The organism is Aliidiomarina soli (assembly GCF_003986975.1).
Classification (GTDB): Bacteria; Pseudomonadota; Gammaproteobacteria; order Enterobacterales; family Alteromonadaceae; genus Aliidiomarina; species Aliidiomarina soli.
In genome coordinates, this window is the sequence record NZ_PIPO01000001.1 from 149836 (window position 1) to 173555 (window position 23720).

Here is a 23720-nt window from a genome sequence, read left to right on the forward strand (position 1 = left end):
AAGCAGCCAGGTGTAGAGCAGACAAATTACTCTGCTAATCCACCGCTGGTCAGTTTCTTCGGGTCGAGCAAGCTGCTGAGTCGGTCACGGCCAAGGTCCGTCATTTCATCGGCAACGTCCAGCACTGGCCGTTTTTCCTGATAGGCCTTTTTGGCAATTTCAGCAGCTTTTTCATAGCCGATTTCCGGATTGAGGGCAGTGACCAGAATTGGATTCTTATCCAGCGCCTTCTGCACCTGTTGCTGGTTAGCAGTAAAACTCTGGATTGCCTGATCAGCCAGGGCATAACTGGCATTGGTCATGAGCTCTGTCGCTTGCAGTAAATTGTAAGCGATGACCGGCAACATCACATTGAGCTGAAAGTTGCCGGACTGAGCCGCGATACTAACCGTGGTTTGATTGCCAAATACCTGCGCGCAGGTCATTGCGACTGCTTCTGGTATCACCGGGTTTACTTTACCAGGCATAATACTGCTGCCGGGCTGCAATGCCTGCAGTTCAATTTCGCCCAATCCGGAGAGCGGGCCGCTATTCATCCAGCGTAAGTCATTGCTGATTTTCATCAGGCAGGAGGCGATCGAAGCCAGTTCGCCCATGGTCGCAACCGATAAGTCCTGCGACGCAATGCCGGCAAACTTGTTCTCACTTTCAACAAACTCCATTTCAGTAAAGCTGGTCAGGCTGGCGCAGAACCGTTCGGCAAACTGTGGATGTGAATTAATCCCCGTGCCGATTGCTGTCCCTCCCTGCGGCAGTGCCTGAAGCTGGGGCAGGAGGGCATCCAGTCGTTGCTGACACTGTTTGACCTGAAAGGCCCAGGTTTGTAATTCCTGTTGCATGGTCAGTGGCATGGCATCCATCAGGTGAGTTCGACCTGTCTTAACGATGTCATGCAATTGGTCAGCCTTGCTCAGAATAACGCTTTCCAGGTGGGAAAGGGCAGGCTGCAGTTTACGCGTGATACGTCGCGCTGCTGATATCTGAATCGCAGTAGGGATGACATCGTTGCTACTTTGTCCGAGGTTTACATCGTCGTTTGGATGGATGGTCAGGCCTGAGCCGCGGCTGGCTAGTTGAGCGAGCACTTCATTCACGTTCATATTGGTACTGGTGCCGGAACCAGTCTGAAAAATATCGACCGGGAACTGCTTCTGCCACTGGCCTTCAAAAACTTCTAATGCGGCCTGCTTAATTGCGTCAGCTTTGTCCGCACTTAGTAATTCAAGTTCAGCGTTGGCTTCCGCTGCACAGTATTTAATTAATGCAACGGCACGAATAAAAGCGAATGGCATGCGCAATTCGCTGAGCTTGAAGTTGTTGATGGCGCGCTGCGTCTGTGCCCCATACAGGGCATCTGCGGGGACGCTTACGTCCCCCATACTATCGTGTTCAAGGCGAGCTTCTTTCATTCTGACTTCCTTTTTTTGCGCAGTACCTGGATGTAACGAACCTGGTCGCAGAGTATCTGTCCCAGCCGATGGTCGAGAGGGGCAATGTTGTAGGACATTGACGCATCCTACCCTTACCAGCTGTTTTTAACCAGACGTTAGCAGTAAGCTTAGAGTTTATTTGACTGGCTTCAAGGCCTGCACTTTTATCTTTTAAATTCAGTCGCTAACGGGAGCATGCAAGGATGTATCGACGGTTGGTTGATAAGCAACGGTTAAAACGACAAGAGTGCATCGTATCAACATTGCGGCGCGCCGATTTCGATCAGGAATTCAGCCTGGTCTTTCAACCTCAGATGGATGGCCGAAATGGCAGGCTGTATGCAGTAGAAGCCTTGTTGCGCTGGTATAGCCCAGCGCTTGGCAATGTCAGTGCCGCTGAGTTTATTCCGTTGGCAGAGCAATATGGTGTTATTCACCGAATAACACTATGGGTCATTCGCCAGTCGGTCGCCTACCTGCTTAAATGGCGTCAACTGGGGTTTAGAGTGCAATTGGCAATTAATATTTCAGTGCTTGACCTCGAGCATCCCTACCTGTTGCGAGAATTGACCCGGGCGGCGGTGATGGACGGTCTTGAGCCTGCTCAACTGACGCTGGAAGTGACTGAAACGGCACCTATGCGCGATCCGGCCTTGGCAGCTCAACATGTGACAGAGTTGATTGCGGCGGGCTTTAAGGTCGCGCTGGATGACTTTGGCAGTGGCCATGCGCATTTGATGCAATTGGGTCAGTTGCCAGTCAGCGAAGTGAAGCTGGATCGAAGTCTGGTTCAGGCGCTGGAGGCAGAAGTAAAATCTGCTGCTGAAAGCGGCAACCGAAAGGACCAGGGTCGGGGGTGGTGGATGATGCTAAAGTCAGTTATTGAACTTGCTCATAGTCTGGGCTTACAGGTGGTAGCAGAGGGCGTCGAAGACGCTCAGACCAAGCGGCTTTTACAACAGGCGGGTTGTGATTATCTGCAAGGGTATTACTTTTCGAAACCGTTAACTGAAGCGGATTTTCTGCGCTGGCTGAGCCAGCAACGAGCGGACCCGGCGACTGATGATAGTGAGGAAGTTAAAGAGGAAATGACAACAGCCACCTGAGTGGTGGCTGTTGTATGCGCTGCTTTAAACATTCAGCTTAAACGTTCACCTTAAACATTTACTTTAAACATTAAAGCGGAAGTGAATAACATCACCATCTTTGACAATGTACTCTTTGCCTTCAAGACGCCATTTACCAGCGTCTTTTGCACCTTGTTCTCCATTATTATCAATGAAATCATCATAGCCAACAATTTCAGCGCGAATAAAGCCTTTTTCAAAATCGGTATGGATTTTACCGGCTGCTTGGGGAGCGGTACTATTGACCGGAATGGTCCAGGCACGCACTTCTTTGACGCCAGCGGTAAAGTACGTATGCAGGTTCAATAATTCATAGCCTGCACGGATAACACGATTCAAACCAGGCTCAGTTAAACCCATTTCACTGAGGAATTCTTCTTTGTCAGCGTCATCAAGCTCTGAAATTTCAGCTTCGATGGCCGCACAGACCGGAACCACAATCGCATTTTCGCGGCTGGCAATTTCCTGCACCTGCTCAAGCATCGGATTATCGCTAAAGCCGTCTTCAGCCACGTTGCAGATATACATGGTTGGCTTTAGGGTTAACAGGTTATGAGAGCGAATGGTGCGGCGCTCATCGTCGGTCAGAGTGACACTGCGCGCCATACTGCCTTCTTCCAGTGTAGGCAGTAGTTTTTCCAACACTGCAATTTCAGCTTTCGCCTGTTTGTCGCCGCCTTTTGCTTTCTTACCTAAGCGGTGAATCGATTTTTCTACTGAATCCAGGTCAGCCAGTGCCAGTTCGGTATTAATGGTATCAATGTCTTCCAACGGATCGACGCGTCCATTCACATGGACCACATTCTCATCGTTAAAACAACGAACGACATGACCGATGGCATCGGTTTCGCGGATGTTGGCAAGGAACTGATTACCCAGCCCTTCGCCTTTTGATGCCCCTTTGACCAATCCGGCGATATCCACAAATTCCATGGTGGTAGGAATGATTTTCTGTGGTTTTACGATCGCGGCCAGGGCGTCAAGACGTTCGTCTGGTACAGCGACGACCCCGGTATTGGGCTCGATGGTACAAAACGGGAAGTTTGCGGCATCGATGCCAGCCTTGGTCAGTGCATTAAAAAGGGTCGACTTACCAACGTTTGGTAAACCCACGATACCGCATTTAAAACCCATAATTGTTCCTGTTACTCTGCTTTGATCGAATGTAAATACTGTTTTGCCGCGGTATAACCGTCACGCAAAACAATTTCAATACTACGTGCGGCGTCATCGACAATACTGTCCATCAATTGCTGCTCGGACTGCGGCGCTTTGCCCAGTACATAGCCGGTCACTTTGTCTTTGTGTCCGGGATGTCCGATACCAATACGCAGCCGATGAAAACTATTGTCGCCACCCAGCGCGGAGATGATGTCTTTTAAGCCATTGTGACCACCATGACCGCCACCGGTTTTAAATTTCGCTACTCCAGGTGGCAAATCGAGCTCATCATGAACGACCAGAATGTCGTCTGCAGTGAGTTTAAAAAAGTTTGCCATGGCACCTACCGCTTTACCACTTCGGTTCATATAGGTGGTGGGGATCAGCAGGCGGGTATCAGCATAGGGCGCGCTCAGGCGTCCACTGAGACCGTAGAATTTACTATCGGGGGACAGGGTGGTGTTAAAGCGTCGGGCGACTGAGTCGACCAACCAGGCTCCGGCATTATGCCGTGTGTGTTGATATTCGGGGCCTGGATTCGCCAGGCCCACGATTAACTTCAGGTTTGCTGTCAACATACAGTCCTGATGTAAGAGGATTACTCTTTATCTGCGCTTTCGTCAGCGTCGCTTTCTTCGCTTGGAGCAGCGTCGTCAGCAGTCTCTTCCGCTTCAGTTTTCTTCGCAGAAACCGTCACTACTACCTGATCGTGGTCATCACCTTTAGTTAATTCAACTAAAGTAACACCTTTAGGCAGTTTCAGATCGGTCAGGTGGATGTTATCACCAACGTTCATGCCAGCCAGATCGATTTCGATATACTCAGGCAGATCTTTTGGCAATACAGTGATTTCCACTTCGTTCAGATGGTGAACGATAACACCGCCAGCTTTCTGTGCATCTTCTTCATTGAGGAAATGCAATGGAACGTTAGTGTGAAGTTCCTGTTTAGCATCAACGCGCTGGAAATCCAGGTGGAGGATTTTCAGTTTGAACGGGTGACGTTGCATATCTTTAACGATTGCTTCTACTTTCTTGCCATCGATAGTCAGGGTCAGAATGTGCGAGTAGAAACCTTCGTGATCAGCGGCATTGTTGACTTTATCGTGCTCTAAAGTCAGTGCTACGGCTTCTTTGCCTGCGCCATATAAAACTGCTGGAACTTTACCTTCGCGACGCAGGCGGCGGCTCGCACCTTTACCCATGTCGGTACGGATTTCAGCATTAAAAGCATAATTAGGTTGAGACATTTGAATTCTCCAAAAATGTGTATGTGCCGACAACCGCGACCAGAAGCCGGCTCGGTCCCCTATTTAAGGGGCGGCGAATAATACCACTGCGCAGATCCAAAGGCAATTGAGTTACCAGAGTCCGATCATGGGTTTTGCAAATGTCACCCAAAAGGGTGAGTTGGTTAAAAAATAATTCACGTGTTTGCAACAGCTTAGCAACCTTTACATTTCTAGCTATTGCAGCAGAGGCCTAGCTTCGATAAAACCGAAAGCGAAGAAGACATTATAATAAAGTAAGTAAAAAGGGTGTAGAACTATGAAAAAATCTCTTAACGCAACCGTGCTAGCACTATCAGTTGGAACTTTAATGGCCGTGGGGACGGCCTCAGCAGTGGAGGATTTAGGTCAGTGTGTCGAACTGCAGGATCGTCAGCCAGTAGAGCTGCAGCTTGATGAAAAAGGGCAGTGGGCAAACTGCTTTACGCTCAATGGCATCGCCGCTGGTAGCGAGGTCGAAATTACTGCCATGACTGAGCGCAATTTTGAACATAGCGTCAATGTGTATGAGGTCAATGGCGCCTCGTCGGCTGACCTGGTCGGTGAATACAACTCTGTACGCAGCCTGACTCAGGTTTCAGTACCACAGAATGGCAACGGACTGGCATTTGATGTCGTGCCTGGGGATGTTAGCAGTGCAAAAAACCTGAAAGTACAATATCTGATGATGGGCAGTAGTCCGCAAATCGTTATCGAAATGTACAATCAACCAGCGAGCTAACCGGTGAACTAGGTTAGGCAACACAACACAGGCGCTTTGAGCGCCTGTTTTTTTACCCAACTACCACATCAGGTCGTCTGGTACCTGGTAGTCTTTATAGGGATCATCTTCTGCTGGCTGCTCGCTATCTTGTGACGCTATAAAGATAACCGCTTCAGCAAAGCGTTCTGCTATTTTGTCTGCAATCGTTCGTGGAACCACTACAAACCCCTGCGTTCCCTCACATATAGCAAGGTTGCCTTTAGCCAGGTGGTTTTGTACCGATGAGCTGACCATCAGGTTGTGTACTTTACTGCTGCGCGGATCGGCAAAGTTGAAACGAATGTCGCCAGCGTAGGGTTGCTGGTGTTGCTGCAACATTTGCATGGCCTGGGCACGAAGTTCTTTGGCATGTTCAGCTTTCTTACGTTGCTGGTTAAGCTCGCGGTCCCGTTCCGCTTTTGCGGCTCGTTCAGCGGCGACACGCTCTGCCGTGTTGTCTTTTTCCACCGCAATACCACTGCGCTCAAGTTTTTTTGTTTTACGCTTTTCCTGCTTTACCTTCTTTAGTTTCTTGTCATCCACCAGGCCTGCACCAAGCAACTGATCTGCCAATGATTTACCCATAGTAAGTCGCACTCAAACTGTTTAGATTGGTACCATTGTATCAGTTGTTGGCCTATGCTGTAACGTTCACATTCTGGTCATTCATGGGGCACGCTTGTTTTGTATATTGCTATTTTAATTGCGGTAAATTTATTTCAGTTGGCGTTTGTGGTTATTCCTTTCAGTCGGCATGAAGCCTGGTGGATACGTGTTTTCGACTTTCCTCGTTTACAAACGTTTTGTTTAGGTTGCCTGCTACTTATCGTTGAGCTTTTCGTGCTCGATTTGACTCAGACTATTTCGTACTTGCCGCTTGCAATGACGGCGCTCTTTTTGCTGGCTCAGGGATGGTGGATTTACCCCTATACCAAACTGGCGTCAGCGGAAGTGAAGTGGGCTAAACCGGCTAAAGACAGTGCCCGGGTCAGTTTACTCTGCTGCAATGTGCTAACCCCGAACCGCGAGGCGAAACGGCTATTAAAACTGGTCGATGAATGGCAGCCAGATTTATTGGTGACACTCGAATCGGATGACTGGTGGGAAGAACAGCTGGAAAGCTTAACTGAACAATATCCGCACAGTGTGAAATGTCCACTGGATAACCTCTATGGCATGCATGTCTACTCCAGATTGCCCTTTGAAGATAGCCAGCTGCAGTTTCTGGTCGAGGACAATGTCCCCTCGATCCATGTCCTGGTTCGCCTGGCCGGACAGCCTGTGCGGATCCATTTTCTTCATCCCGCGCCACCGAGCCCGACTGAAAACGACGAATCGACTGAGCGTGATGGCGAGTTGATGCGGGTGGCAAAGTACATTCGTGAGCGGCAGCAGCAGAAGGATGTACCGACGATTGTCGCTGGCGATTTGAATGATGTTGCATGGTCGGCAACCACGCGTTTATTTCGCAAAGTCAGTGGCTTGCTTGATCCGCGGGTAGGGCGTGGGATGTGGAATAGCTTTCATGCTAAGTGGTGGTTTGCTCGTTGGCCGCTGGACCATATTTTTCATAGTGACCACTTTACCCTGGTTAAACTTTGCCGGTTACCGCCAATGGGGTCGGATCATTTTCCTATCTATACGCAGCTTCAGCTGGCACCTTCGCGTCGTAACGAACAGGATGGACTGGATTTAGAAGGTGACGAGAAAGCCTGGGCTGAAGAGAAGATAGAGCAGGTCGAAAATGGCAACGGCGCCTCCTGAGAGACGCCGTTCTGTTAGTAATAGTAGCGGAGGACCGCTATTTAGTCATTTTGACGATAGCCGTTCTCGATTCGTTCACCGACCTCAGTATCAATATTTCGCCAATACTCAAAGGCCCGGCTTAACACGGGTTCTTTCACATCCTTTTTCAGGTGCCCGATAACGTTATCAATCAGTCGTGAGCGTTCTTCTTCACTCATGACCTCACGAACGAGGGCGCGTGCCTGGCCCCAGTCATCATCATCCTGACGTAGGGTATATGCCTGACGCACCATGTCTCCGCTCGAATGCCAGGTATCATCATTCTGATTGCGTGACGGGTCGGCGTGTGGACCGCCTTTGGAATTAGGCGCGTAAACCGGATCGCTGACATTCTGAGTACGCATCGCCCCGTCTTTACTATAGCTATGCACGGGGGACCTGGGCTGATTCACCGGAATCTGCTTGTAGTTGACGCCGAGCCGGGCGCGATGGGCATCGGAATAGGAGAAGACCCTTGCCAGCAGCATTTTGTCGGGGCTGAGCCCAATCCCCGGGACCAGGCTACTAGGCTCAAATGCAGCCTGTTCTATTTCGGTGTGGAAATCAGTTGGGTTGCGGTTCAGTACAAATTTGCCCACTTCAATCAGTGGGTAGTCTTTGTGCGGCCATACTTTGGTTAAATCAAACGGATTAAAACGATAGTTTTCAGCCTCATGGAACGGCATGATCTGAACATGAAGGGTCCAGCTCGGACAGTCACCGCTGTCAATCGCCTCATACAGATCCTTGGTATGGTAGTCACTTTCGTCCCCGGCAATACGACCCGCTTCTTCCTCGGTCAGATTTTCTACCCCCTGATCGGTATGAAAGTGGTATTTGACCCAGAACTTTTCACCGTTGGCATTGACCCACATGTAGGTGTGGCTGCCATATCCATTCATGTGGCGCCAGGTTTTAGGAATACCACGGTCGCCCATTAAATAGGTGACCTGATGGGCTGATTCCGGTGACAGCGTCCAGAAGTCCCATTGCATATCGTGGTCACGCAGATTATTAGCAGCAAGACGTTTTTGTGAACGGATAAAATGCTGAAACTTCAGTGGGTCACGAACAAAGAAGATGGGCGTATTGTTGCCGACCAGGTCGTAGTTGCCTTCTTCGGTGTAGAATTTCAATGCAAATCCGCGTGGGTCACGCCAGGTATCAGGGCTGCCACGTTCGCCAGCTACCGTCGAAAAGCGTGCCAGCGTATCGGTGCGTTTACCTGGCTGCAGAAAGGCTGCCTTGGTGTATTGGCTAACATCATGGGTCACTTCAAAGTAGCCAAAGGCACCGGCCCCTTTGGCGTGAGGTTGCCGTTCGGGGATCCGTTCGCGGTTGAACTGGGCCATTTGCTCAATCAGATAATGATCATGCAGCACAATTGGTCCATCGGGACCAACCGTAAGCGAGTGTTCATCGCTATTAACCGGCATGCCGGAATCTGTGGTGGTGAATTTTTTGCTGTCTGTCATCGGGTGCTCCATTTGGATGAAAGTTGTCACTGTGAGCCTGAAACTAACTGTAGACAGCAGCTCGCTATCTCGCAAATAGCAGCAATTCCTTGTTACACTTAGGGTCATCAAAGCATTCCGATACGGGCAAAGGGGTTCAATTGATTTGGCAGCAAACTGATCTCAGGTTAGCGGCAAAACCGCGTGGTTTTCATCTCATTACCGACGCCATTGAAAAGGCACTGCGGGCGGTGACGATGCCACAGACAGGGTTATTGCATGTGTTTCTGCAACATACGTCGGCTTCGATCAGTATTAATGAGAATGCTGATCCCAGTGTACGCACAGACTTTGAAGCCTATATAAACCGGCTTGCTCCGGAGAATGAGCCCTATTATACCCACGTCTACGAAGGCGACGACGACATGCCTGCACACCTCAAATCTAGCTTACTGGGGTGTCAGGTCTCGATTCCCATTGTCGAGGGGCGTCTGGGCTTGGGGACCTGGCAAGGCATCTATCTGGGTGAACATCGGGACCATGCTGAGGGACGGTCGCTGATCTTAACTGTTCAAGGTACAAAGTAGATAGCGGGTAATCGGTCGGCGAACTGGATTGAGCTTTATTTGTAGCATCACTGAAGAAGGAACACGCTGATGGCGAAAGCCTGCGCACTGCATATTTTGGTAAAAACCGAGGCTGAAGCACAGCGGCTTAAAAAACAACTGGATGAAGGCGCCAATTTTAATCAGCTGGCGAAAAAACATTCTATTTGTCCGTCGGCGAAACGGGGCGGAGACCTCGGTGAGTTTCGCCGCGGTGAAATGGTAAAAGCATTTGATCAGGTGGTCTTTAGCAAACCGGTTTTAACCGTGCATGGTCCGCTTAAAACAAAGTTTGGCTACCATTTAATTAAGACTTTATACCGTAGTTAAGCCGCAGCTAAGCGACGGCAATCATTTAAAATTCATTACGCATAGACAATTCTATGCGACTACACAGCGAGCAAGAATAATGAGTACACAAATAACCAGCGAACAGAGATATGCAATTGGTACACCCGGGCAACCCTGGGGCGCACAGGAAAAAGCCGACTGGCTGGCTGCACAAGAGGTAAAACGCTCGTATCAGGACGAGGTGGTGAGTGAGATCGAGCGACTTGCCGGGCGCTTCGATGTGCACCAGTATGGCGAGCTGGATTATCAGGCACAAGGCGCAAGCTGCTATCCCTTGTACGCACTAACCACGGTTGACTTTGATTTAGACAAGCCGACGATTCTGGTCACCGGAGGCGTACACGGCTATGAAACCAGTGGCGTGCATGGAGCATTGCGCTTTCTGGAGCTGCATGCCGAAGACTATAGTGCTGACTTCAATATCATTGTGGCACCCTGTATTAGCCCATGGGGCTACGAAACCATTAATCGCTGGAACGTCTTCGCCGTTGACCCAAACCGCTCATTTATAGCCGACAGCCCGGCGCCGGAAGCGGCGCAAGTGATGGAATTTATTCAGTCATTGGACGTCGATTTGCTGGCGCATATTGATTTGCATGAGACCACCGACACCGACAACAGCGAATTCAGACCGGCTTTGGCGGCGCGCGACGGCAAGCTCAATACCAACTGGAACATCCCGGATGGATTTTATCTGGTCGGCAATAGCGCGCAATTACAGCCAGAGTTTCAAGCCGCCATTATTCGTTCAGTGGAGCAGGTGACACATATTGCAGAGCCGGATGAGGAAGGTCGTCTTATCGGAACGCCGATGGTACAACCTGGTGTAGTCGAATATGAGGCTAAGCCACTGGGCCTTTGTATGGGATTAAGTCAGGCTCAGTTCGTGACCACCACTGAAGTTTACCCTGACAGTGCAAACGCTACTCCAGAGCAGTGTGTGAATGCTCAGGTAGCCGCGGTGACAGGAGCGCTGGATTTTCTACGATAGGCTGTCATAGGTTAGCCGTCATACGTTAGTTAGGGCGGTCACTAACGGCTGGCGGACTGAATCATGATGGTATGTCAGTCATGAGTAAAAAAGTCGGCCAGCGAGTTAGCAGTTTGGGTCAGGGTATAAATTCTTAAACCCGTTCGCACTATCTGGCTGGCATCGACTGAGGTATGCGCTTTGCCGCAGTCTTTACAGTAGCGATTCTGACTTAGCTGGCCAATCATAAAACCAGAGGCACCAGCTACCCCGAGTGCCTTTTTTGAGGCCAGGGCGGAACGAATATGGCTGCGCAGCATGCGCCGGCGCGCACTAACCAGTTTCTTGCGCAAGTGCAACTCGCGCTTCGCGTCGCTGATTTCGAGGATAGTCCGCTTTGAAGTAAACAGTGTCAGCAAACCGGGCATGAGTATTTTCCTTTAAATGGCGCTGTAATAAGTTGCAATAATAAGTTGCAATAGCTAGCGTGTGGGATCCGAGTTAGCCTTTTGTTCAGCGTGCTTTCGCGCTGGTGTGGTCTGTGCTTCAGGTCGTTCTTCGTCAGCTTCACCGGTCAACCGCGGGTCCAGTTCCTGGACGAAGGCAGAAAATAGTAGCCCCCGACCTTGCTTACGGATAACAAAGGCCAGCATCACTACGACGACGGCATGCAACAGTCCTGTGATCAGCAAACAAGCACTGGCGCTGAGCCAGTCATTTTCTACCACAAAGGCAACGGCAGCTCCAACCAGTGCTATCCAGGTCATTGCTGCAACACCGCCGGCCACCATTCCGGTTACCACCATGCGGACTATACTTTCACCCGCCTGGCGAGTCTCCAGTGCCGCTAACCTGATATGGTCACGCGCTAATAAACGATATTCGTCAATAACGGCGCGGGCTTCTTTCAACAGACCATCACCGATGGCTGAATCTGGCGTCTGATTGGTTGAAGAAGCGGGCCCTTGCGGACCCGCCTGCTGTTTGTCCTGTTCCAACTTAACGGTTACTCAGAATACGGCTGATCAAGAAACCACCAGCGACGGCAATCCCCAGCGCTGTAACCGGGTTTTGCTGCACATATTGGTTTACTTTTGACACCCATTCTTCCTCTTTATGCTTAATTTGTTGCCCTTTACTGCTCAACGAATCGGCAGCATGGGTGGCATAATCAGCGGCGCGATCAACCCCTTCATGGGCTGCATCAGCAGCGCGACGAACAAAGTCATCTGCCGGTTTAGCCTTTTCAATCGCTTCATGCGCGCTTTCTGCGGCGTCATTGGCTTTATTACTTGCGGTACTTTCCTTTTTTGCTGCCATGGGAACTCCTCGTAACTGAAATTCAATGCAGTTATTTAGCATGCATCCCTTGGGGAGAGTGCTAAGTACTTGCAACGTAAATAAATTTTAACCTAGCGAGGCTCGGTAGTGCAGCCTCAGAATTCACTTTGAGTATAGTAACAGGGATCTAAAACGCAAAGCCTCAGACCAAAGCTTGTGTAAAGATCCCCGCTCCATTTTTATGCAGAAAGTGTTTCCATATCAATCACAAAGCGGTACTTTACGTCGCTTTTCAGCATACGTTCGTAGGCGTCATTGATGGTGCTGATGTCAATCATTTCGATATCTGCTGTGATCCCATGTTCGGCACAGAAGTCGAGCATTTCCTGGGTTTCGGCAATGCCTCCAATCAAGGAACCGGCGATGCTGCGACGTTTGCCAATCAATACCCCGACGGAAGGGGATGGGTGAGGTTCGGCAGGCAAGCCGACCAGGGTCATGTTGCCGTCACGACGTAACAGGTTGCTATAGTCGTCGAGATTGTGGGGCACCGCGACCGTGTTCAGAATAAAATCAAAGCGATTGCGTGCAGCTTTCATTTCATCTTCGTTTTTAGAAATAATGACGTGGTCTGCACCCAAGCGCTTGGCATCACTAACTTTAGAAGGGGAAGTCGTGATCATGGTGACTTCAGCGCCCATCGCTTTCGCCAGTTTGACCCCCATATGGCCGAGGCCGCCCAAACCCACGACTGCCACTTTATGCCCGGCTTTGACGCCCCAGTGGCGCAACGGGGAGTAGGTTGTGATACCTGCACACAGCAAGGGGGCAACGCCCGCTAAATCGAGACTGTCGTCAACCCGGAGGACGAAGTCCTCGGTCACTACGATATTATTGGAATAGCCGCCATAGGTCATTCCGCCAGTTTGCTTCTCTTCACTGTTATAGGTGGCAATAAAGCCATTATCACAATATTGCTCATAGCCGTCGTCGCAGTTCTCGCAGTGCTTGCAGGAGTCGACCATGCACCCGACGCCAACGGTATCGCCGACCTTAAACTTGGTTACCTTGCTGCCGACTTTGGCTACTTTACCGACAATTTCATGACCCGGTACCATAGGGAAGACGCTGCCGCCCCATTCGTTGCGGGCCAGATGGAGATCAGAATGGCAAACACCGCAGTATAAGATATCAATCTGCACATCTTGCTCGCCCGGTTCCCGGCGCTCAAAACTGAAGTGCTGGAGAGGTTTATCACTGGTTTGTGCGGCGTAGCCAACAGATTTCAACATAGTTATTCCTTCCTTGACCAAGGTCAGTGGTTGTAAATGATTGGTCAAGGATAGCCTGAATGGATGCCTGCGTCAGGCGTTCACTGCTATATTTTATCGAACATACAGATCGCCGGAGATGAAGAATGCGTGCTTTTAATAGCTTGTTGCTGCTTGTTTTTTTACTGATAGGCCTGAGCGGATGTGCTCAGCGGCCGGCCCCCGAAGAACCCGCCCCCGAAGTTATTGAGGAGGCTGAGGAGCCGGTTGAGATAACAGAGCCAGGTCCGGAAGCGCAGTTGCTGCAGGAACCGATCCGGTTTTACCTTGATATTGCATATGCTGGGACCAACAATCCGCGGCAACGCTTAGATATACTGGTTCCGGACGAGCCGAATTACGTCCCTATGCCAGCGGTGATCTATTTACATAGCGGCGACTGGCGTTCAGGCAACAAAAGTGAGGCGCAACAAGCGATGATGGCGCTGCTCCACCGTGGTGATTATGCGGTTATAGCGGTCGGTTACCGATTGACTGACGAGTCGATTTGGCCGGCCCAGCTGCATGACGTGAAGGCGGCTATCCGATGGGTGCGGGCCCGTGCTGACGACTATGGTATAGACCCGCAACGTCTTGCATTGTGGGGAGACGGTGCGGGAGGGCACTTGGCCTTAATGGCTGGAGTGACCAACCAGGCGCAGGACATGGCCGGCAATCTCGGTGCCTATACTCATATCCGTAGCGATGTTTTAGCGGTGGTGAACGAGGGGGGCGTGACGGATATCAATGCGCTGCTAAGCCAGTCCAGCGAGATTGACCGGGCCAGTGCGACTGCGCCGGAAGCGGGTTTGGTAGGAGGGCTATTACGCGAGAATGTGGATATAGCCAGCGCCGCTTCTCCAGTTCATTATGTGCGTGAGACAACCCCTCCGGTGCTAAGTGTATACCGGATGGAGGACACTATGGTTCCTCATCAGCAAGGCCCATTACTGCACGGTCGGCTGGATGATGCCGAGCAGGAACATTATTTGCTGACCGTGATCGGCGACGACAATGAAGCAAAAAGGACCGAGGTGAAAGAGCGTATTTATGCATTTTTGGACCGAATTCTGTTGGGGCGCAACCTGCGGGTTAATCCAGCTGTCATCGACTAACGCGCTGAATACATTGAATCAGTCACGTGAACTGCGTACACTTGTTACATCGATTTAACATGGCATGGCATGGATTGCCGAACAATGATTACGCAGAGGAAGGTGAAGGGTGGTGAAACAAGTGTTAACGGTGGATAGTGTGCTGCTGCATGGTCGTAAGTGGTCAGCATTTTATTTGGCGCCTGTGGTATTTATATTGCTGTATACCGTAATGTCGCTACTGACCGGAGAGCGGGACATTAGTGGTCCGATGGTCCTTACTGCGTATGCAATTGGCGTGGTGTTGGCTACTTTTGCACAACTTGTGGTATTTGCCAGCAGTACCTGGATGCGCCAAAATCGGGCATGGAGCGTGCTGATCGTGGCGGGGCCGGTTTTTGTCCTTGGCCTGTGGCTGAGTTTTAACGTTCATTCGGCGTTCGATGCAGGTTATATGGCCCTTATCGTCGGGGTTGTGATAGCCGAAGGACTGAAACAACGAGCACTTTCTTCAGTTCCGGCCGTATGTCGCCCTGGACGGTCATTGTAATTTCACTGCGCTGGTTTGTTGTGGGGCGTCTATGTCTTCAGTCTGTTTGTCACCCTATGCAGATCGTCTGGCCATCTATGCACAGCTTCTTGTAGCGTATCAGTCCTACTGGCGCTTCGAGCCCTTTGTGCAGACAAGCGGTGAGGGTGCGCCCTGGCAGCATGAGGCACTATTATCCCGTCTTAATGCCCTGGATGCTGCCCAAATCGACCAGATAGATGAGTCAGCAGTCGCCCAGCAGGCATTCTTTGCTGACTTTTTTGCTGAGATCTTCGCGTTGCCTCCCATCACTCAACCCAGTTCGGACCAGCAAAGCGGGTTCCCATTCTGGTTAACCAATGGCATTGGTGGTCGTAAGCTGTCACAAATCCAGGCGTTTCTGGCTGCTGTGCCGCCGCTTTCCGGCACGGCATTGGAGTGGTGTGCCGGCAAAGGTCATCTTGGCCGGTTGCTGAATTATAGTCAGGGTGTCGCGGTGCAGAGTGTGGAATGGCAAGCGTCATTATGTGCAGCAGGACAGGCACTGGCATTGCAGCATGATTGTCAGCAGCACTTTACTCAGCTCGATGTCTTGACTGAATCGGTGGATGACGTTGTTAATCGCGTTGACCATGCGCTCGCACTGCATGCATGCGGTGATCTGCATCGGCGGTTACTGGAGGCTGGCAGCTCGAGCGGGCTTGAGAGCTTGCATATTGCTCCCTGTTGTTATCATTTAACGGCGGCGGATGTTTACCAGCCTTTGTCTGCAACGGGTCAAAAAAACGACCTTGGATTATCGAAAAGCGAGCTAAAACTGGCAGTGCAGGGGCAGGTGACAGCAGGCGAACGAGTTCGTCGGCTGCGACACAGGGAAACCCTGTGGCGATTAATCTATCAGCTCGCCCGGGAGCGTTATTTGGGTGATCCTGAGTACCGCTCATTACCTTCGGTTAATAAGAAATGGTTTAGCGGGGAGATTGTCGATTTTCTGCAGTGGGCTTGCCAGCAGCACGGTTGGCAATGGCCGCAGCAGGCGACAATTGACCCCTTGTACACGGATGCCCGTCAGCGGCAACTTGGGATTCAGCGTCTTGAACTAGTGCGGCATGTATTCCGACGCCCGTTAGAAAAGTACCTGATACTCGATCGTGCGGCATTTTTAGAAGAGCAGGGCTATCAGGTTAAGGTGACAGAGTTCTGTGACTACCGTGTATCGCCGCGTAATTTTTTAATTCAGGCACGCAAATCCTGAAAGAAAGATATACCGATTAAATGATTGATGGAGCACTCTCACCCCACCAACCTGATACCATCTTCAGATCATGATCCACCAAGGTGCAGGGGGTGATTGAAGGATTCCTTTTTCACATACTCATGCAGCACTTCCCCATTGGCATTGTCCCTGCCTCATCTGCGGATATGCGAACAAGATGTAAGTCTAGTTACAAGTTGAGTAAGCGAGATAGTTGAACGATAAAGTCCCGACCTGGATTTATACCGGAGGTGCCAAACCGTTCCTCGTACACCGCGAAGGCGAGGTCCTGCCGCCTGCGTGAACGCTCCAGGTCTGCATTTGACAATGCCTCCGGCAGCTCTGAAAGCGTGACTTCGGTGCAGTAGCAGGGGGCACCGCATTGCTGGCGCCATGAGTCCGCTATCGTCCCGGCATCATAGGCATCAAAGCCCGACTCTTCGACCAGTGCCATTGCCACGTCCCGGTCACGTTCACGATCCGCCGCAACGGGAGCGGCGACACGTTCCGGGTGGTCTGCAGGCCGGTTCATCTCTTTGAGTGTTGCGGAATAAATCGAATTCCACGCCTTTGCGATAGGACGGCCTAGTTTTTCGGTCACCCAGACGCTATCAGGCTTACCTTTTTCGATCGCCTCAATCCTGTCATCGCGCATAGGAATGTAATTTGACGTATCTATCACCACCGTCTCAGCGGGAAGCTCGGCCAGCACCGGCGCGAGATCCGGAATCCGGATGAAAGGAATCGAGAGGATCAGCACGTCAATATCGGTTAAGGCTTCTTCCTTCGTAACTGCATGAGCACCCGTGGATAGCACGTCCGGGTCGATTGTTTCCGGCCCACGTGAGTTCGCTACCTTGACGGTATGGCCGCAAGCGCTGAAACGGCGAGCCAGAGTTCCGCCAATAAATCCACTGCCCAAAATTCCAATTTTCATAATGTAATCCTCAACGTTGGTTGTCTCGACTCAGTCATCGGAATGTACCGAACGATTCATGTTGATGATGTCGGCATGACTCGGCGTGGAGCCAAGCTGTCCGAAGCGCTTGAATACTTCTTGGAGGACACTGGGTGCCTTGCCGGGAACCGCTTCATTCAAAGCTTTGCGCATCATCTCCGCGTCATAATCACAGCAGTAGCTAGGGGTGCCGGGCTGCTGACGCCAGGATTCCGACAGCAAACCTCCGTCGACCGGGTCGAAGCCGATCTCGTTTACGATGTCCATGACCATCTGCTTGGATTGGGCGTCATCCCCGGCCACGGCCACAGCGATACGATCGGGCGATCCAGACGGACGGCCAAGTTCGGCGAGTGAATGGGCAAGAATGTTGTTAAAGGCTTTGATGATGGGGTGGCCGATCTGCTCGGAGACCCAGACGCTTTCGACTTTTCCGTCGTCGAGCTCGGAAATGTTGGGGTCCCGGAGGTCAGGATAGTAATTGCCCGTATCGATGATCGGGGCGTTCTTATCCAACTCATCGAACAGGTCCTTGGGGAGTTCCGCCACGGCAGAAAGCGGGATTGAGAGGATCACGAGTTCTGCACCCCTGACGGCCCCATGGGCATTCGCCGGAATGGCGCCAATTTCGTCGGCGAAGGGACGCACAGCCTCTGCTCCTTTTGAGTTGGCAACGCGAACTTCATGCCCTGACTCGCTGAGTTTGCGAGCAAGTGTGCCGCCGATACTACCAATGCCGATGATACCAATTTTCATATGTGCTCCTTTCAGTGTGATTTGATCGTATGTCTTAAGAGTCAGCCAACGGACGGCCGAGGCCATCAAGCGTAAGACGCAGCGTTTCGAGTTCATCTGCGGTTAGCTGGCAGGCCACTCTAATTTTGTCGGGTATACCGCGAAGTTCCTCTTCCATGCCTCTGCTATGCATGGAAAGATCGATTAAAACCCGACGTTCATCCGAAGGGTCACGCGTGCGGGTGAGCACACCAGCAGCTTGTAGTCGTTTGAGCAGCGGCGTCAGGGTGCCTGTTTCCATATCCAGGCGGGTACATAGCTCACCAACCGATAGTGGTGCACCATTCAGCAGCTCTAGTGTGACCAAATACTGCGAGAAAGTCAGACCCAGTGGTTCAAGAAAGGGTTTGTGCAATCGGACCATTCGGTTCGCGGCAGCGTGAAGGGCAAAGGAGAGCTCCGAGGCAACACTCCGTGGTATTTTTGTCATTTACGTAGCTCGCTATAATGTAGTGTGCTACATATATTGAGAGAGAGAAGGACTCATGTCAAATTTTTTCCGGATACAAAAAAAAGCAGCTCAGTTGAGCTGCTTCGTCGATAGAGCCTTGCCAGTTCCGCGCTAGTATTCGAACATCGCAGAAATGGACTCTTCATTGCTCACCCGGCGCAATGCTTCTGAGAGCATTCCACTGAGGGTAAGCTGAGTCACGATCCCGGTCTCCACCATGCGTGGGTCCAACGGAATAGAGTCAGTCACCACCACTTCATCGATATCGCAGTTGCTTAGGTTTTCAACCGCGTTGCCGGAGAATACCGGGTGGGTTGCATAGGCAAAAACCCGTTTAGCACCATGTTTTTTCAGTGCTTCGGCTGCTTTGCAAAGCGTGCCGCCGGTATCAATCATGTCGTCGACCATGATGCAGTCACGACCCGCGACATCACCAATAATGTGCATGACCTGCGATTCGTTTGCTTTTGGACGACGCTTATCAATGATCGCCAGATCGGCATCATTCATCAGTTTAGCCATCGCACGGGCGCGCACTACGCCACCGATATCCGGTGACACCATGACTGGATTATCAAACTGCTGTTGTTTCATATGTTCGAGTAAGACAGGGCTACCAAACACATTGTCGACTGGAACATCAAAGAAACCCTGAATCTGCTCAGCATGCAAGTCGACGGTCAGTACCCGGTCAACACCTACACTGGAGAGAAAGTCAGCAACTACTTTTGCGGTGATAGGAACCCGTGCAGAACGCACACGACGGTCCTGACGCGCATAGCCAAAGTAAGGCATAACGGCGGTGATACGTCCGGCAGAAGCACGACGAAGTGCGTCGACCATGACAATCAGTTCCATTAAATTATCGTTGGTAGGGTTGCAGGTGGACTGGACAATGAAAACGTCAGCACCACGAACATTTTCGTTGATTTGAACACTTATTTCACCGTCGCTGAAGCGGCCTACGTCCGCCTCCCCTAGTTTAATATAGAGTCTGTCGGCGATCTTTCGGGCTAACTCTGGTGTGGCATTACCAGCAAAAAGCTTCATGTCAGGCACGCATTACCTCGACCAAATTGTAGTGGGTTAAGTTTAACCAGTATGCAAAGCCTGCCACGCAGGGGAGGTGTTCAACCCTTGCGCAACAAAACCACTGAACTCGGCGGGAAGTTCAGCCAGAGCCTTTTGTGCAGCCGCTTGGTTTTCAAAACAACCAAATACACAGGCTCCGGTACCAGTCATTCGGGTCGGCGCGTATTCTAACAACCACTGCAGTGCTTTGGCAACCGGCGGGTAAAGTGTACTTACCAGTTGCTGACAGTCGTTGCGATACATTAGCCAATGCCGCGCCTGACGTTTGATTCTGCTACTATCACGCGGTAAATCAGGGTGTTGAAATATGTCTGCGGTGCTCACATGAACCCCAGGGTTGATTACCAGGTACCAGCTTTCTTTTGGCTGTGCAGGGTAGAGGTTTTCACCTATACCCTGCGCCAGTGCTGCGCGGCCAAATAAAAACACCGGCACGTCGGCGCCCAGTTGAAGGCCGATATCGGCGAGTTGCTGGGGCGTCAGGTTTAGTTGCCAGAGCCTGTTCAAGGCGAGCAAGGTCGTGGCTGCATCGGATGAACCGCCGCCGAGGCCTCCACCCATCGGAATCTTTTTGTCCAGCGTAATCTGCACACCAAGCGAGGTATCCTGGCGATGTGGCAAAAGTAAAAGCGCGGCACGGTAGACCAGGTTGTCGTCGGTGGTGACTTCTGTGAGCCCGCTGGTCAGACTAATAGTGCCGTCGTTGGTGAGGGTAAAGTGCAGTTCATCGCTAATTGAGAGGAACTGAAATAAGGTTTCCAATTCGTGATAGCCATCGTTACGACGGCCGACAATGTGTAAGAACAGATTTAATTTAGCTGGCGCGGGTAACGTCAACTCGGTGGAGGAATCCATGGGTTACTGCATCTCCGAAACGGATGGTGACTGAACGGTCCAACGCGAAATACTGAGGCGAATTTCATAATCCGCGGAGCGCATTTCCAGTTGGTGTGGCAATTGATAGGGAGCATTGCTGGCAGACTGATAACGGCGTAATTCAATTTCCCAACTGGTGGTTGCATAGGTATCGGTTATGTCCGCCTCGTACTGAGCCAGCGTGCCGTCTTCATAATAGCGCGGATTAATGATCCGGGCATCCGGAATGCGGCCCAGCAGAGCATCCTCTATTAACTCAATCGGTAAAACAACATTGAGATGAATGGCAAGCAGTGATTCAATGTCCGCCGCAACGAACTCGTTGCCCTGGTTATCGGTCAGGCGAGCTTCTCCGGAGGACTCTTCGACCCGCGCCAGGGTGCCGCGTAACGGGTGTGAAATACGAATAGCGCGACTGTCAGCCTGGTGTTGCCAGCGCATGCTGGCACTTTGTCTGTCATCTTCAAGATGATTAATAAATGCCATCCGCGACTGGAATTCCCAGCCTTCGATATGACTGAGCTGACGTTGATGGGCAGCAATGGTTGCTGCATCAATGTTGCTTTTATCAACTGAAGGCGGGGCACTGGCACAACCGCTGATAGTTACGAGTAGAATAAGGATTGCTAATGAGCGCATGAGTGTCCTTGCTGGTAGATGCCGGTAAAGTTGACCACGAAAGCGACCTTGCTTTCAATAGCCTGTGCTTTGCAATACAATACAGCCTTAATTTTTTTAATTAATCGAGCGTCGGTAACCGCCTCTTCTATGACCATCTTAGCACTCGGTGTAAACCATAAAACAGCAACCGTTGAAGTCCGCGAAAAAGTAGCCTTTGCTGCGGACCAACTGGAAGTTGCATTGCAGTCGTTAACACAGCTTGGTCACGTGTCTGAGAGCGTGATTGTGTCGACCTGCAATCGTACAGAGCTGTACTGCCATCTGGAGCAGGATGATCTGACGCCTGTTATTGAATGGCTGGCTGCGTTTCATCAGGTCCCGGTGAGCGAACTCAATCAATATCTCTACCAGCACGCCGATGAGCAGGCGGTAAACCATCTGATGGCGGTTGCGGCCGGTCTGGATTCGTTGGTTCTGGGTGAGCCGCAGATCCTTGGCCAGGTCAAGCAAGCCTACCAGCAGGCGAAAGAAGCGGGCACCGTAGGTACTATCTTTGAACGCCTGTTCCAGTCAACCTTTTCGGTCGCGAAAGATGTTCGTACCAACACTGAGGTGGGACAAAATGCGGTGTCGGTCGCCTTTGCTGCGGTTAATCTGGCGAAACATATTTTTTCCAGCCTGAGTAAAGCTACGGTGTTGCTGGTTGGTGCGGGTGAAACCGCTGAACTGGCGGCGCGCCACCTGAGCGAACAAGGGGTGGCTAAGATGCTGATCGCGAATCGCACGCGCTCACGAGGTGAAGCACTGGCGGCCACTGTGGGTGGCGAAGCCCATTCGCTCAGCGATCTGCATTCATTGTTGCCACAGGCTGATATCGTGATTTCTTCGACCGCCAGCCCATTGCCAATTGTCGGCAAGGGCCTGGTCGAAAGTGCAGTGAAAAAACGCCGTCACCGACCTATGCTATTGATTGATCTGGCAGTACCTCGGGACATCGAAGAGCAGGTCGGCGAGCTGGATGATGTTTTCCTGTACACGGTTGATGATTTACAGAGTATTGTCAGTGCAAATCGAAAACAACGGGAAACCGAAGCGGCCACCGCACGGGAGATGATCACCCAACAGGCTGCTGCATTCAGCGCCTGGCTACGCAGTCTGAACAGCGTTGATTTATTGCGTCGTTACCGACAAAGCAATGAGGCTGTTGCGGAACAGGTATTGCAGCGTGCGATGAGTTCACTGGCATCCGGCAAACGGCCTGAAGATGTATTGCAGGAACTCAGCACGCGGTTGACCAACACCTTAATGCATACGCCGACCCGCGCGATCCAGGAAGCTGGACGCCAGGGGGATGTCACGGCGTTGGCAGCGTACCAAAAATTAATTAAAAATTAGCAGGTGGCAGGCCGCAAAATGGTAGTGCCTGGCAAACCTCCGATCTCAGCACAGGAATCAGCATGAAAGAGTCAATTATCCGTAAACTGGAAGGTCTGGTTGAACGGTATGAAGAAGTCCAGGTTTTACTGGGGGATGCCCAGATTATCTCGGATCAGGACAAGTTTCGTGGCTTGTCAAAAGAATACGCGCAGCTTGAAGAAACGGTGCAGTGTTTTCAAAAATATCAGCAGGCGGTCGACGATGAAGCGGCCGCTATTGCCATGCAGCAGGATGATGATCCTGAGATGCGAGAGATGGCGACGGAAGAACTGGCAGACGCGAAAGCACGTCGCGAAGCACTGTCAGCTGAATTAGAAATTCTATTGCTACCCAAAGACCCAAATGACGATAACCCTTGCTACCTTGAAATTCGTGCTGGCGCCGGCGGTGATGAAGCGGCGATTTTTGCCGGTGATTTATACCGGATGTATAGTCGTTACGCGGAGAAACACGGCTGGCGCGTTAGTGTAGTCAGTGTCAATGAGGGTGAACACGGCGGATTTAAGGAGATGATCGCGCACGTGGTGGGTGACGGTGCTTACGGCAAAATGAAGTTTGAGTCCGGCGGACACCGGGTCCAGCGAGTGCCAGAAACCGAGTCACAGGGGCGGGTACATACCTCAGCCTGTACTGTTGCGGTGTTACCGGAAATCCCCGAAGCCGAGGCGATCGAAATTAATCCGGCCGACTTGCGGATCGATACCTATCGCGCGTCCGGTGCCGGTGGACAGCACGTTAACCGGACCGACTCTGCGGTTCGAATTACTCACTTGCCATCCGGAGTGGTAGTGGAGTGTCAGGATGAACGCTCGCAGCATAAGAACAAAGCGAAAGCGATGTCGGTGCTGAAGGCGCGCCTGCAGGCGGCTGAGGAAGAAAGACGCCGCGAGGCTGAACAATCGACCCGGCGTAGCCTGGTTGCCAGTGGCGACCGCTCAGAACGTATTCGAACGTACAATTATCCGCAGGGGCGGGTCAGCGATCACCGCATTAATTTAACTCTGTATCGTTTAGATGAAGTCCTGGCCGGGTCTCTCGACCTGATTCTGGATGCGATCGTGCAGGAGCACCAGGCTGACTTGCTGGCGGCGTTAGCTGAAGGCTAAGT

The 23720-nt window shown here is 51.4% G+C and carries 27 protein-coding genes; 11 read left to right on the top strand and 16 right to left on the bottom strand.

The features are described from left to right. Positions 1 to 26: 26 nt before the first annotated feature. Complete coding sequence (locus CWE14_RS00730) at positions 27 to 1409, bottom strand: class II fumarate hydratase (protein WP_126797628.1); 1383 nt, start codon at positions 1407 to 1409, stop codon at positions 27 to 29. 224 nt (positions 1410 to 1633) lie between these two features. On the opposite strand from CWE14_RS00730, the gene CWE14_RS00735 reads away from it, so the two are divergent. Continuing rightward, a complete protein-coding gene (locus CWE14_RS00735) occupies positions 1634 to 2536 on the top strand; it encodes an EAL domain-containing protein (RefSeq protein ID WP_126797629.1) in 903 nt (300 codons plus the stop codon). A 63-nt stretch (positions 2537 to 2599) separates the two neighbouring features. Here the strand turns inward: CWE14_RS00735 and ychF are convergent, their stop codons facing one another. Genes ychF through CWE14_RS00750 form a run of 3 tightly spaced genes read right to left on the bottom strand, consistent with a single transcriptional unit; the run spans position 2600 to position 4967 of the window. Then, positions 2600 to 3691 carry a redox-regulated ATPase YchF gene (ychF, locus tag CWE14_RS00740; protein WP_126797630.1) on the bottom strand — a complete coding sequence of 364 codons (1092 nt, stop codon included), beginning with the start codon at positions 3689 to 3691 and terminating at the stop codon, positions 2600 to 2602. A gap of 11 nt (positions 3692 to 3702) precedes the next feature. Next, the gene (gene pth / locus CWE14_RS00745) at positions 3703 to 4296 is read right to left on the bottom strand and encodes an aminoacyl-tRNA hydrolase (RefSeq protein WP_338022814.1); all 594 of its coding nucleotides are present in this window, start codon (positions 4294 to 4296) and stop codon (positions 3703 to 3705) included. A gap of 20 nt (positions 4297 to 4316) precedes the next feature. Further along, the gene (locus CWE14_RS00750; RefSeq protein WP_126788341.1) at positions 4317 to 4967 is read right to left on the bottom strand and encodes a 50S ribosomal protein L25/general stress protein Ctc; all 651 of its coding nucleotides are present in this window, start codon (positions 4965 to 4967) and stop codon (positions 4317 to 4319) included. Between the two features lie 298 nt (positions 4968 to 5265). On the opposite strand from CWE14_RS00750, the gene CWE14_RS00755 reads away from it, so the two are divergent. Beyond that, positions 5266 to 5727 (top strand): hypothetical protein, encoded by a 462-nt coding sequence (locus CWE14_RS00755; RefSeq protein WP_126788340.1) that lies wholly within the window; start codon positions 5266 to 5268, stop codon positions 5725 to 5727. A 60-nt stretch (positions 5728 to 5787) separates the two neighbouring features. On the opposite strand, the gene CWE14_RS00760 is transcribed toward CWE14_RS00755, so the two are convergent. Continuing rightward, positions 5788 to 6333: a DUF2058 domain-containing protein gene (locus CWE14_RS00760; protein WP_126797631.1), complete on the bottom strand. Its 546-nt coding sequence runs from the start codon at positions 6331 to 6333 to the stop codon at positions 5788 to 5790. 99 nt (positions 6334 to 6432) lie between these two features. Between CWE14_RS00760 and CWE14_RS00765 the strand changes: the two genes are divergently transcribed. Beyond that, positions 6433 to 7512, top strand: coding sequence for an endonuclease/exonuclease/phosphatase family protein (locus CWE14_RS00765; RefSeq protein WP_198676502.1), 1080 nt, complete (start codon positions 6433 to 6435; stop codon positions 7510 to 7512). Positions 7513 to 7553: 41 nt separating this feature from the next. Here the strand turns inward: CWE14_RS00765 and CWE14_RS00770 are convergent, their stop codons facing one another. Continuing rightward, entirely contained in the window at positions 7554 to 9008 is a 1455-nt protein-coding gene (locus CWE14_RS00770; RefSeq protein WP_126797632.1) for a catalase, read from the bottom strand. Positions 9009 to 9148: 140 nt separating this feature from the next. Between CWE14_RS00770 and CWE14_RS00775 the strand changes: the two genes are divergently transcribed. The 3 genes from CWE14_RS00775 (at position 9149) to CWE14_RS00785 (ending at position 10934) form a co-directional block, all read left to right on the top strand. Then, positions 9149 to 9574: a secondary thiamine-phosphate synthase enzyme YjbQ gene (locus CWE14_RS00775; protein ID WP_198676503.1), complete on the top strand. Its 426-nt coding sequence runs from the start codon at positions 9149 to 9151 to the stop codon at positions 9572 to 9574. Positions 9575 to 9643: 69 nt separating this feature from the next. Next, a complete protein-coding gene (gene ppiC, locus CWE14_RS00780) occupies positions 9644 to 9922 on the top strand; it encodes a peptidylprolyl isomerase PpiC (RefSeq protein WP_126797633.1) in 279 nt (92 codons plus the stop codon). Between the two features lie 79 nt (positions 9923 to 10001). After that, the gene (locus CWE14_RS00785) at positions 10002 to 10934 is read left to right on the top strand and encodes a M14 family metallopeptidase (protein WP_126797634.1); all 933 of its coding nucleotides are present in this window, start codon (positions 10002 to 10004) and stop codon (positions 10932 to 10934) included. 74 nt (positions 10935 to 11008) lie between these two features. On the opposite strand, the gene CWE14_RS00790 is transcribed toward CWE14_RS00785, so the two are convergent. The 4 genes from CWE14_RS00790 to CWE14_RS00805 form a co-directional block, all read right to left on the bottom strand. Further along, entirely contained in the window at positions 11009 to 11341 is a 333-nt protein-coding gene (locus CWE14_RS00790) for a hypothetical protein (RefSeq protein WP_126797635.1), read from the bottom strand. A 54-nt stretch (positions 11342 to 11395) separates the two neighbouring features. Further along, the gene (locus CWE14_RS00795; protein WP_126797636.1) at positions 11396 to 11911 is read right to left on the bottom strand and encodes a phage holin family protein; all 516 of its coding nucleotides are present in this window, start codon (positions 11909 to 11911) and stop codon (positions 11396 to 11398) included. Position 11912: 1 nt separating this feature from the next. Continuing rightward, on the bottom strand, positions 11913 to 12233 hold the full coding sequence (locus CWE14_RS00800) for a DUF883 family protein (RefSeq protein WP_126788332.1): 321 nt from the start codon (positions 12231 to 12233) through the stop codon (positions 11913 to 11915). Between the two features lie 200 nt (positions 12234 to 12433). Next, positions 12434 to 13483, bottom strand: a complete 1050-nt coding sequence (locus tag CWE14_RS00805) for an NAD(P)-dependent alcohol dehydrogenase (RefSeq protein ID WP_420837093.1) — start codon at positions 13481 to 13483, stop codon at positions 12434 to 12436. A 128-nt stretch (positions 13484 to 13611) separates the two neighbouring features. Between CWE14_RS00805 and CWE14_RS00810 the strand changes: the two genes are divergently transcribed. The 3 genes from CWE14_RS00810 to CWE14_RS00820 all read left to right on the top strand — a co-directional run bounded on the left by CWE14_RS00810 (position 13612) and on the right by CWE14_RS00820 (position 16382). Next, complete coding sequence (locus CWE14_RS00810; protein ID WP_126797638.1) at positions 13612 to 14619, top strand: alpha/beta hydrolase; 1008 nt, start codon at positions 13612 to 13614, stop codon at positions 14617 to 14619. Between the two features lie 112 nt (positions 14620 to 14731). After that, positions 14732 to 15148 carry a hypothetical protein gene (locus tag CWE14_RS00815; RefSeq protein WP_126797639.1) on the top strand — a complete coding sequence of 139 codons (417 nt, stop codon included), beginning with the start codon at positions 14732 to 14734 and terminating at the stop codon, positions 15146 to 15148. A 31-nt stretch (positions 15149 to 15179) separates the two neighbouring features. After that, positions 15180 to 16382 (top strand): methyltransferase, encoded by a 1203-nt coding sequence (locus CWE14_RS00820; protein WP_126797640.1) that lies wholly within the window; start codon positions 15180 to 15182, stop codon positions 16380 to 16382. 190 nt (positions 16383 to 16572) lie between these two features. Here the strand turns inward: CWE14_RS00820 and CWE14_RS00825 are convergent, their stop codons facing one another. From CWE14_RS00825 to lolB, 6 genes are all read right to left on the bottom strand, one after another. Next, complete coding sequence (locus tag CWE14_RS00825; RefSeq protein WP_126797641.1) at positions 16573 to 17319, bottom strand: NADPH-dependent F420 reductase; 747 nt, start codon at positions 17317 to 17319, stop codon at positions 16573 to 16575. Between the two features lie 30 nt (positions 17320 to 17349). Then, a complete protein-coding gene (locus CWE14_RS00830; RefSeq protein ID WP_338022815.1) occupies positions 17350 to 18192 on the bottom strand; it encodes an NADPH-dependent F420 reductase in 843 nt (280 codons plus the stop codon). Further along, the gene (locus CWE14_RS00835) at positions 18131 to 18565 is read right to left on the bottom strand and encodes a MarR family winged helix-turn-helix transcriptional regulator (protein WP_126797643.1); all 435 of its coding nucleotides are present in this window, start codon (positions 18563 to 18565) and stop codon (positions 18131 to 18133) included. Before CWE14_RS00835 ends, CWE14_RS00830 begins: the two co-directional genes overlap by 62 nt. 132 nt (positions 18566 to 18697) lie before the next feature. Continuing rightward, complete coding sequence (locus CWE14_RS00840; protein WP_126797644.1) at positions 18698 to 19645, bottom strand: ribose-phosphate pyrophosphokinase; 948 nt, start codon at positions 19643 to 19645, stop codon at positions 18698 to 18700. 33 nt (positions 19646 to 19678) lie between these two features. Beyond that, positions 19679 to 20533, bottom strand: a complete 855-nt coding sequence (ispE, locus tag CWE14_RS00845) for a 4-(cytidine 5'-diphospho)-2-C-methyl-D-erythritol kinase (RefSeq protein ID WP_126797645.1) — start codon at positions 20531 to 20533, stop codon at positions 19679 to 19681. 3 nt (positions 20534 to 20536) lie between these two features. Further along, on the bottom strand, positions 20537 to 21193 hold the full coding sequence (gene lolB, locus CWE14_RS00850; RefSeq protein ID WP_126797646.1) for a lipoprotein insertase outer membrane protein LolB: 657 nt from the start codon (positions 21191 to 21193) through the stop codon (positions 20537 to 20539). A 129-nt stretch (positions 21194 to 21322) separates the two neighbouring features. Between lolB and hemA the strand changes: the two genes are divergently transcribed. Together hemA and prfA are read left to right on the top strand one after the other, a co-directional pair. Then, positions 21323 to 22570 (top strand): glutamyl-tRNA reductase, encoded by a 1248-nt coding sequence (hemA, locus tag CWE14_RS00855; protein WP_126797647.1) that lies wholly within the window; start codon positions 21323 to 21325, stop codon positions 22568 to 22570. 62 nt (positions 22571 to 22632) lie between these two features. Further along, on the top strand, positions 22633 to 23718 hold the full coding sequence (gene prfA / locus CWE14_RS00860; protein ID WP_126797648.1) for a peptide chain release factor 1: 1086 nt from the start codon (positions 22633 to 22635) through the stop codon (positions 23716 to 23718). Positions 23719 to 23720 lie beyond the last annotated feature (2 nt).

What these genes read in the sequence shown, in the direction of transcription:
- ispE (WP_126797645.1), bottom strand. Translation starts at nt 20,533, where the DNA reads ATGGATTCCTCCACCGAGTTGACGTTACCCGCGCCAGCTAAATTAAAT.
- CWE14_RS00790 (WP_126797635.1), bottom strand. Translation starts at nt 11,341, where the DNA reads ATGCCCGGTTTGCTGACACTGTTTACTTCAAAGCGGACTATCCTCGAA.
- CWE14_RS00755 (WP_126788340.1), top strand. Translation starts at nt 5,266, where the DNA reads ATGAAAAAATCTCTTAACGCAACCGTGCTAGCACTATCAGTTGGAACT.
- CWE14_RS00825 (WP_126797641.1), bottom strand. Translation starts at nt 17,319, where the DNA reads ATGAAAATTGGAATTTTGGGCAGTGGATTTATTGGCGGAACTCTGGCT.
- CWE14_RS00735 (WP_126797629.1), top strand. Translation starts at nt 1,634, where the DNA reads ATGTATCGACGGTTGGTTGATAAGCAACGGTTAAAACGACAAGAGTGC.
- CWE14_RS00830 (WP_338022815.1), bottom strand. Translation starts at nt 18,192, where the DNA reads ATGAACTCGAAACGCTGCGTCTTACGCTTGATGGCCTCGGCCGTCCGT.
- CWE14_RS00820 (WP_126797640.1), top strand. Translation starts at nt 15,180, where the DNA reads ATGTCTTCAGTCTGTTTGTCACCCTATGCAGATCGTCTGGCCATCTAT.
- CWE14_RS00750 (WP_126788341.1), bottom strand. Translation starts at nt 4,967, where the DNA reads ATGTCTCAACCTAATTATGCTTTTAATGCTGAAATCCGTACCGACATG.
- CWE14_RS00770 (WP_126797632.1), bottom strand. Translation starts at nt 9,008, where the DNA reads ATGACAGACAGCAAAAAATTCACCACCACAGATTCCGGCATGCCGGTT.
- CWE14_RS00810 (WP_126797638.1), top strand. Translation starts at nt 13,612, where the DNA reads ATGCGTGCTTTTAATAGCTTGTTGCTGCTTGTTTTTTTACTGATAGGC.
- CWE14_RS00760 (WP_126797631.1), bottom strand. Translation starts at nt 6,333, where the DNA reads ATGGGTAAATCATTGGCAGATCAGTTGCTTGGTGCAGGCCTGGTGGAT.
- pth (WP_338022814.1), bottom strand. Translation starts at nt 4,296, where the DNA reads ATGTTGACAGCAAACCTGAAGTTAATCGTGGGCCTGGCGAATCCAGGC.
- CWE14_RS00730 (WP_126797628.1), bottom strand. Translation starts at nt 1,409, where the DNA reads ATGAAAGAAGCTCGCCTTGAACACGATAGTATGGGGGACGTAAGCGTC.
- lolB (WP_126797646.1), bottom strand. Translation starts at nt 21,193, where the DNA reads ATGCGCTCATTAGCAATCCTTATTCTACTCGTAACTATCAGCGGTTGT.
- hemA (WP_126797647.1), top strand. Translation starts at nt 21,323, where the DNA reads ATGACCATCTTAGCACTCGGTGTAAACCATAAAACAGCAACCGTTGAA.
- CWE14_RS00800 (WP_126788332.1), bottom strand. Translation starts at nt 12,233, where the DNA reads ATGGCAGCAAAAAAGGAAAGTACCGCAAGTAATAAAGCCAATGACGCC.
- CWE14_RS00785 (WP_126797634.1), top strand. Translation starts at nt 10,002, where the DNA reads ATGAGTACACAAATAACCAGCGAACAGAGATATGCAATTGGTACACCC.
- ppiC (WP_126797633.1), top strand. Translation starts at nt 9,644, where the DNA reads ATGGCGAAAGCCTGCGCACTGCATATTTTGGTAAAAACCGAGGCTGAA.
- prfA (WP_126797648.1), top strand. Translation starts at nt 22,633, where the DNA reads ATGAAAGAGTCAATTATCCGTAAACTGGAAGGTCTGGTTGAACGGTAT.
- ychF (WP_126797630.1), bottom strand. Translation starts at nt 3,691, where the DNA reads ATGGGTTTTAAATGCGGTATCGTGGGTTTACCAAACGTTGGTAAGTCG.
- CWE14_RS00835 (WP_126797643.1), bottom strand. Translation starts at nt 18,565, where the DNA reads ATGACAAAAATACCACGGAGTGTTGCCTCGGAGCTCTCCTTTGCCCTT.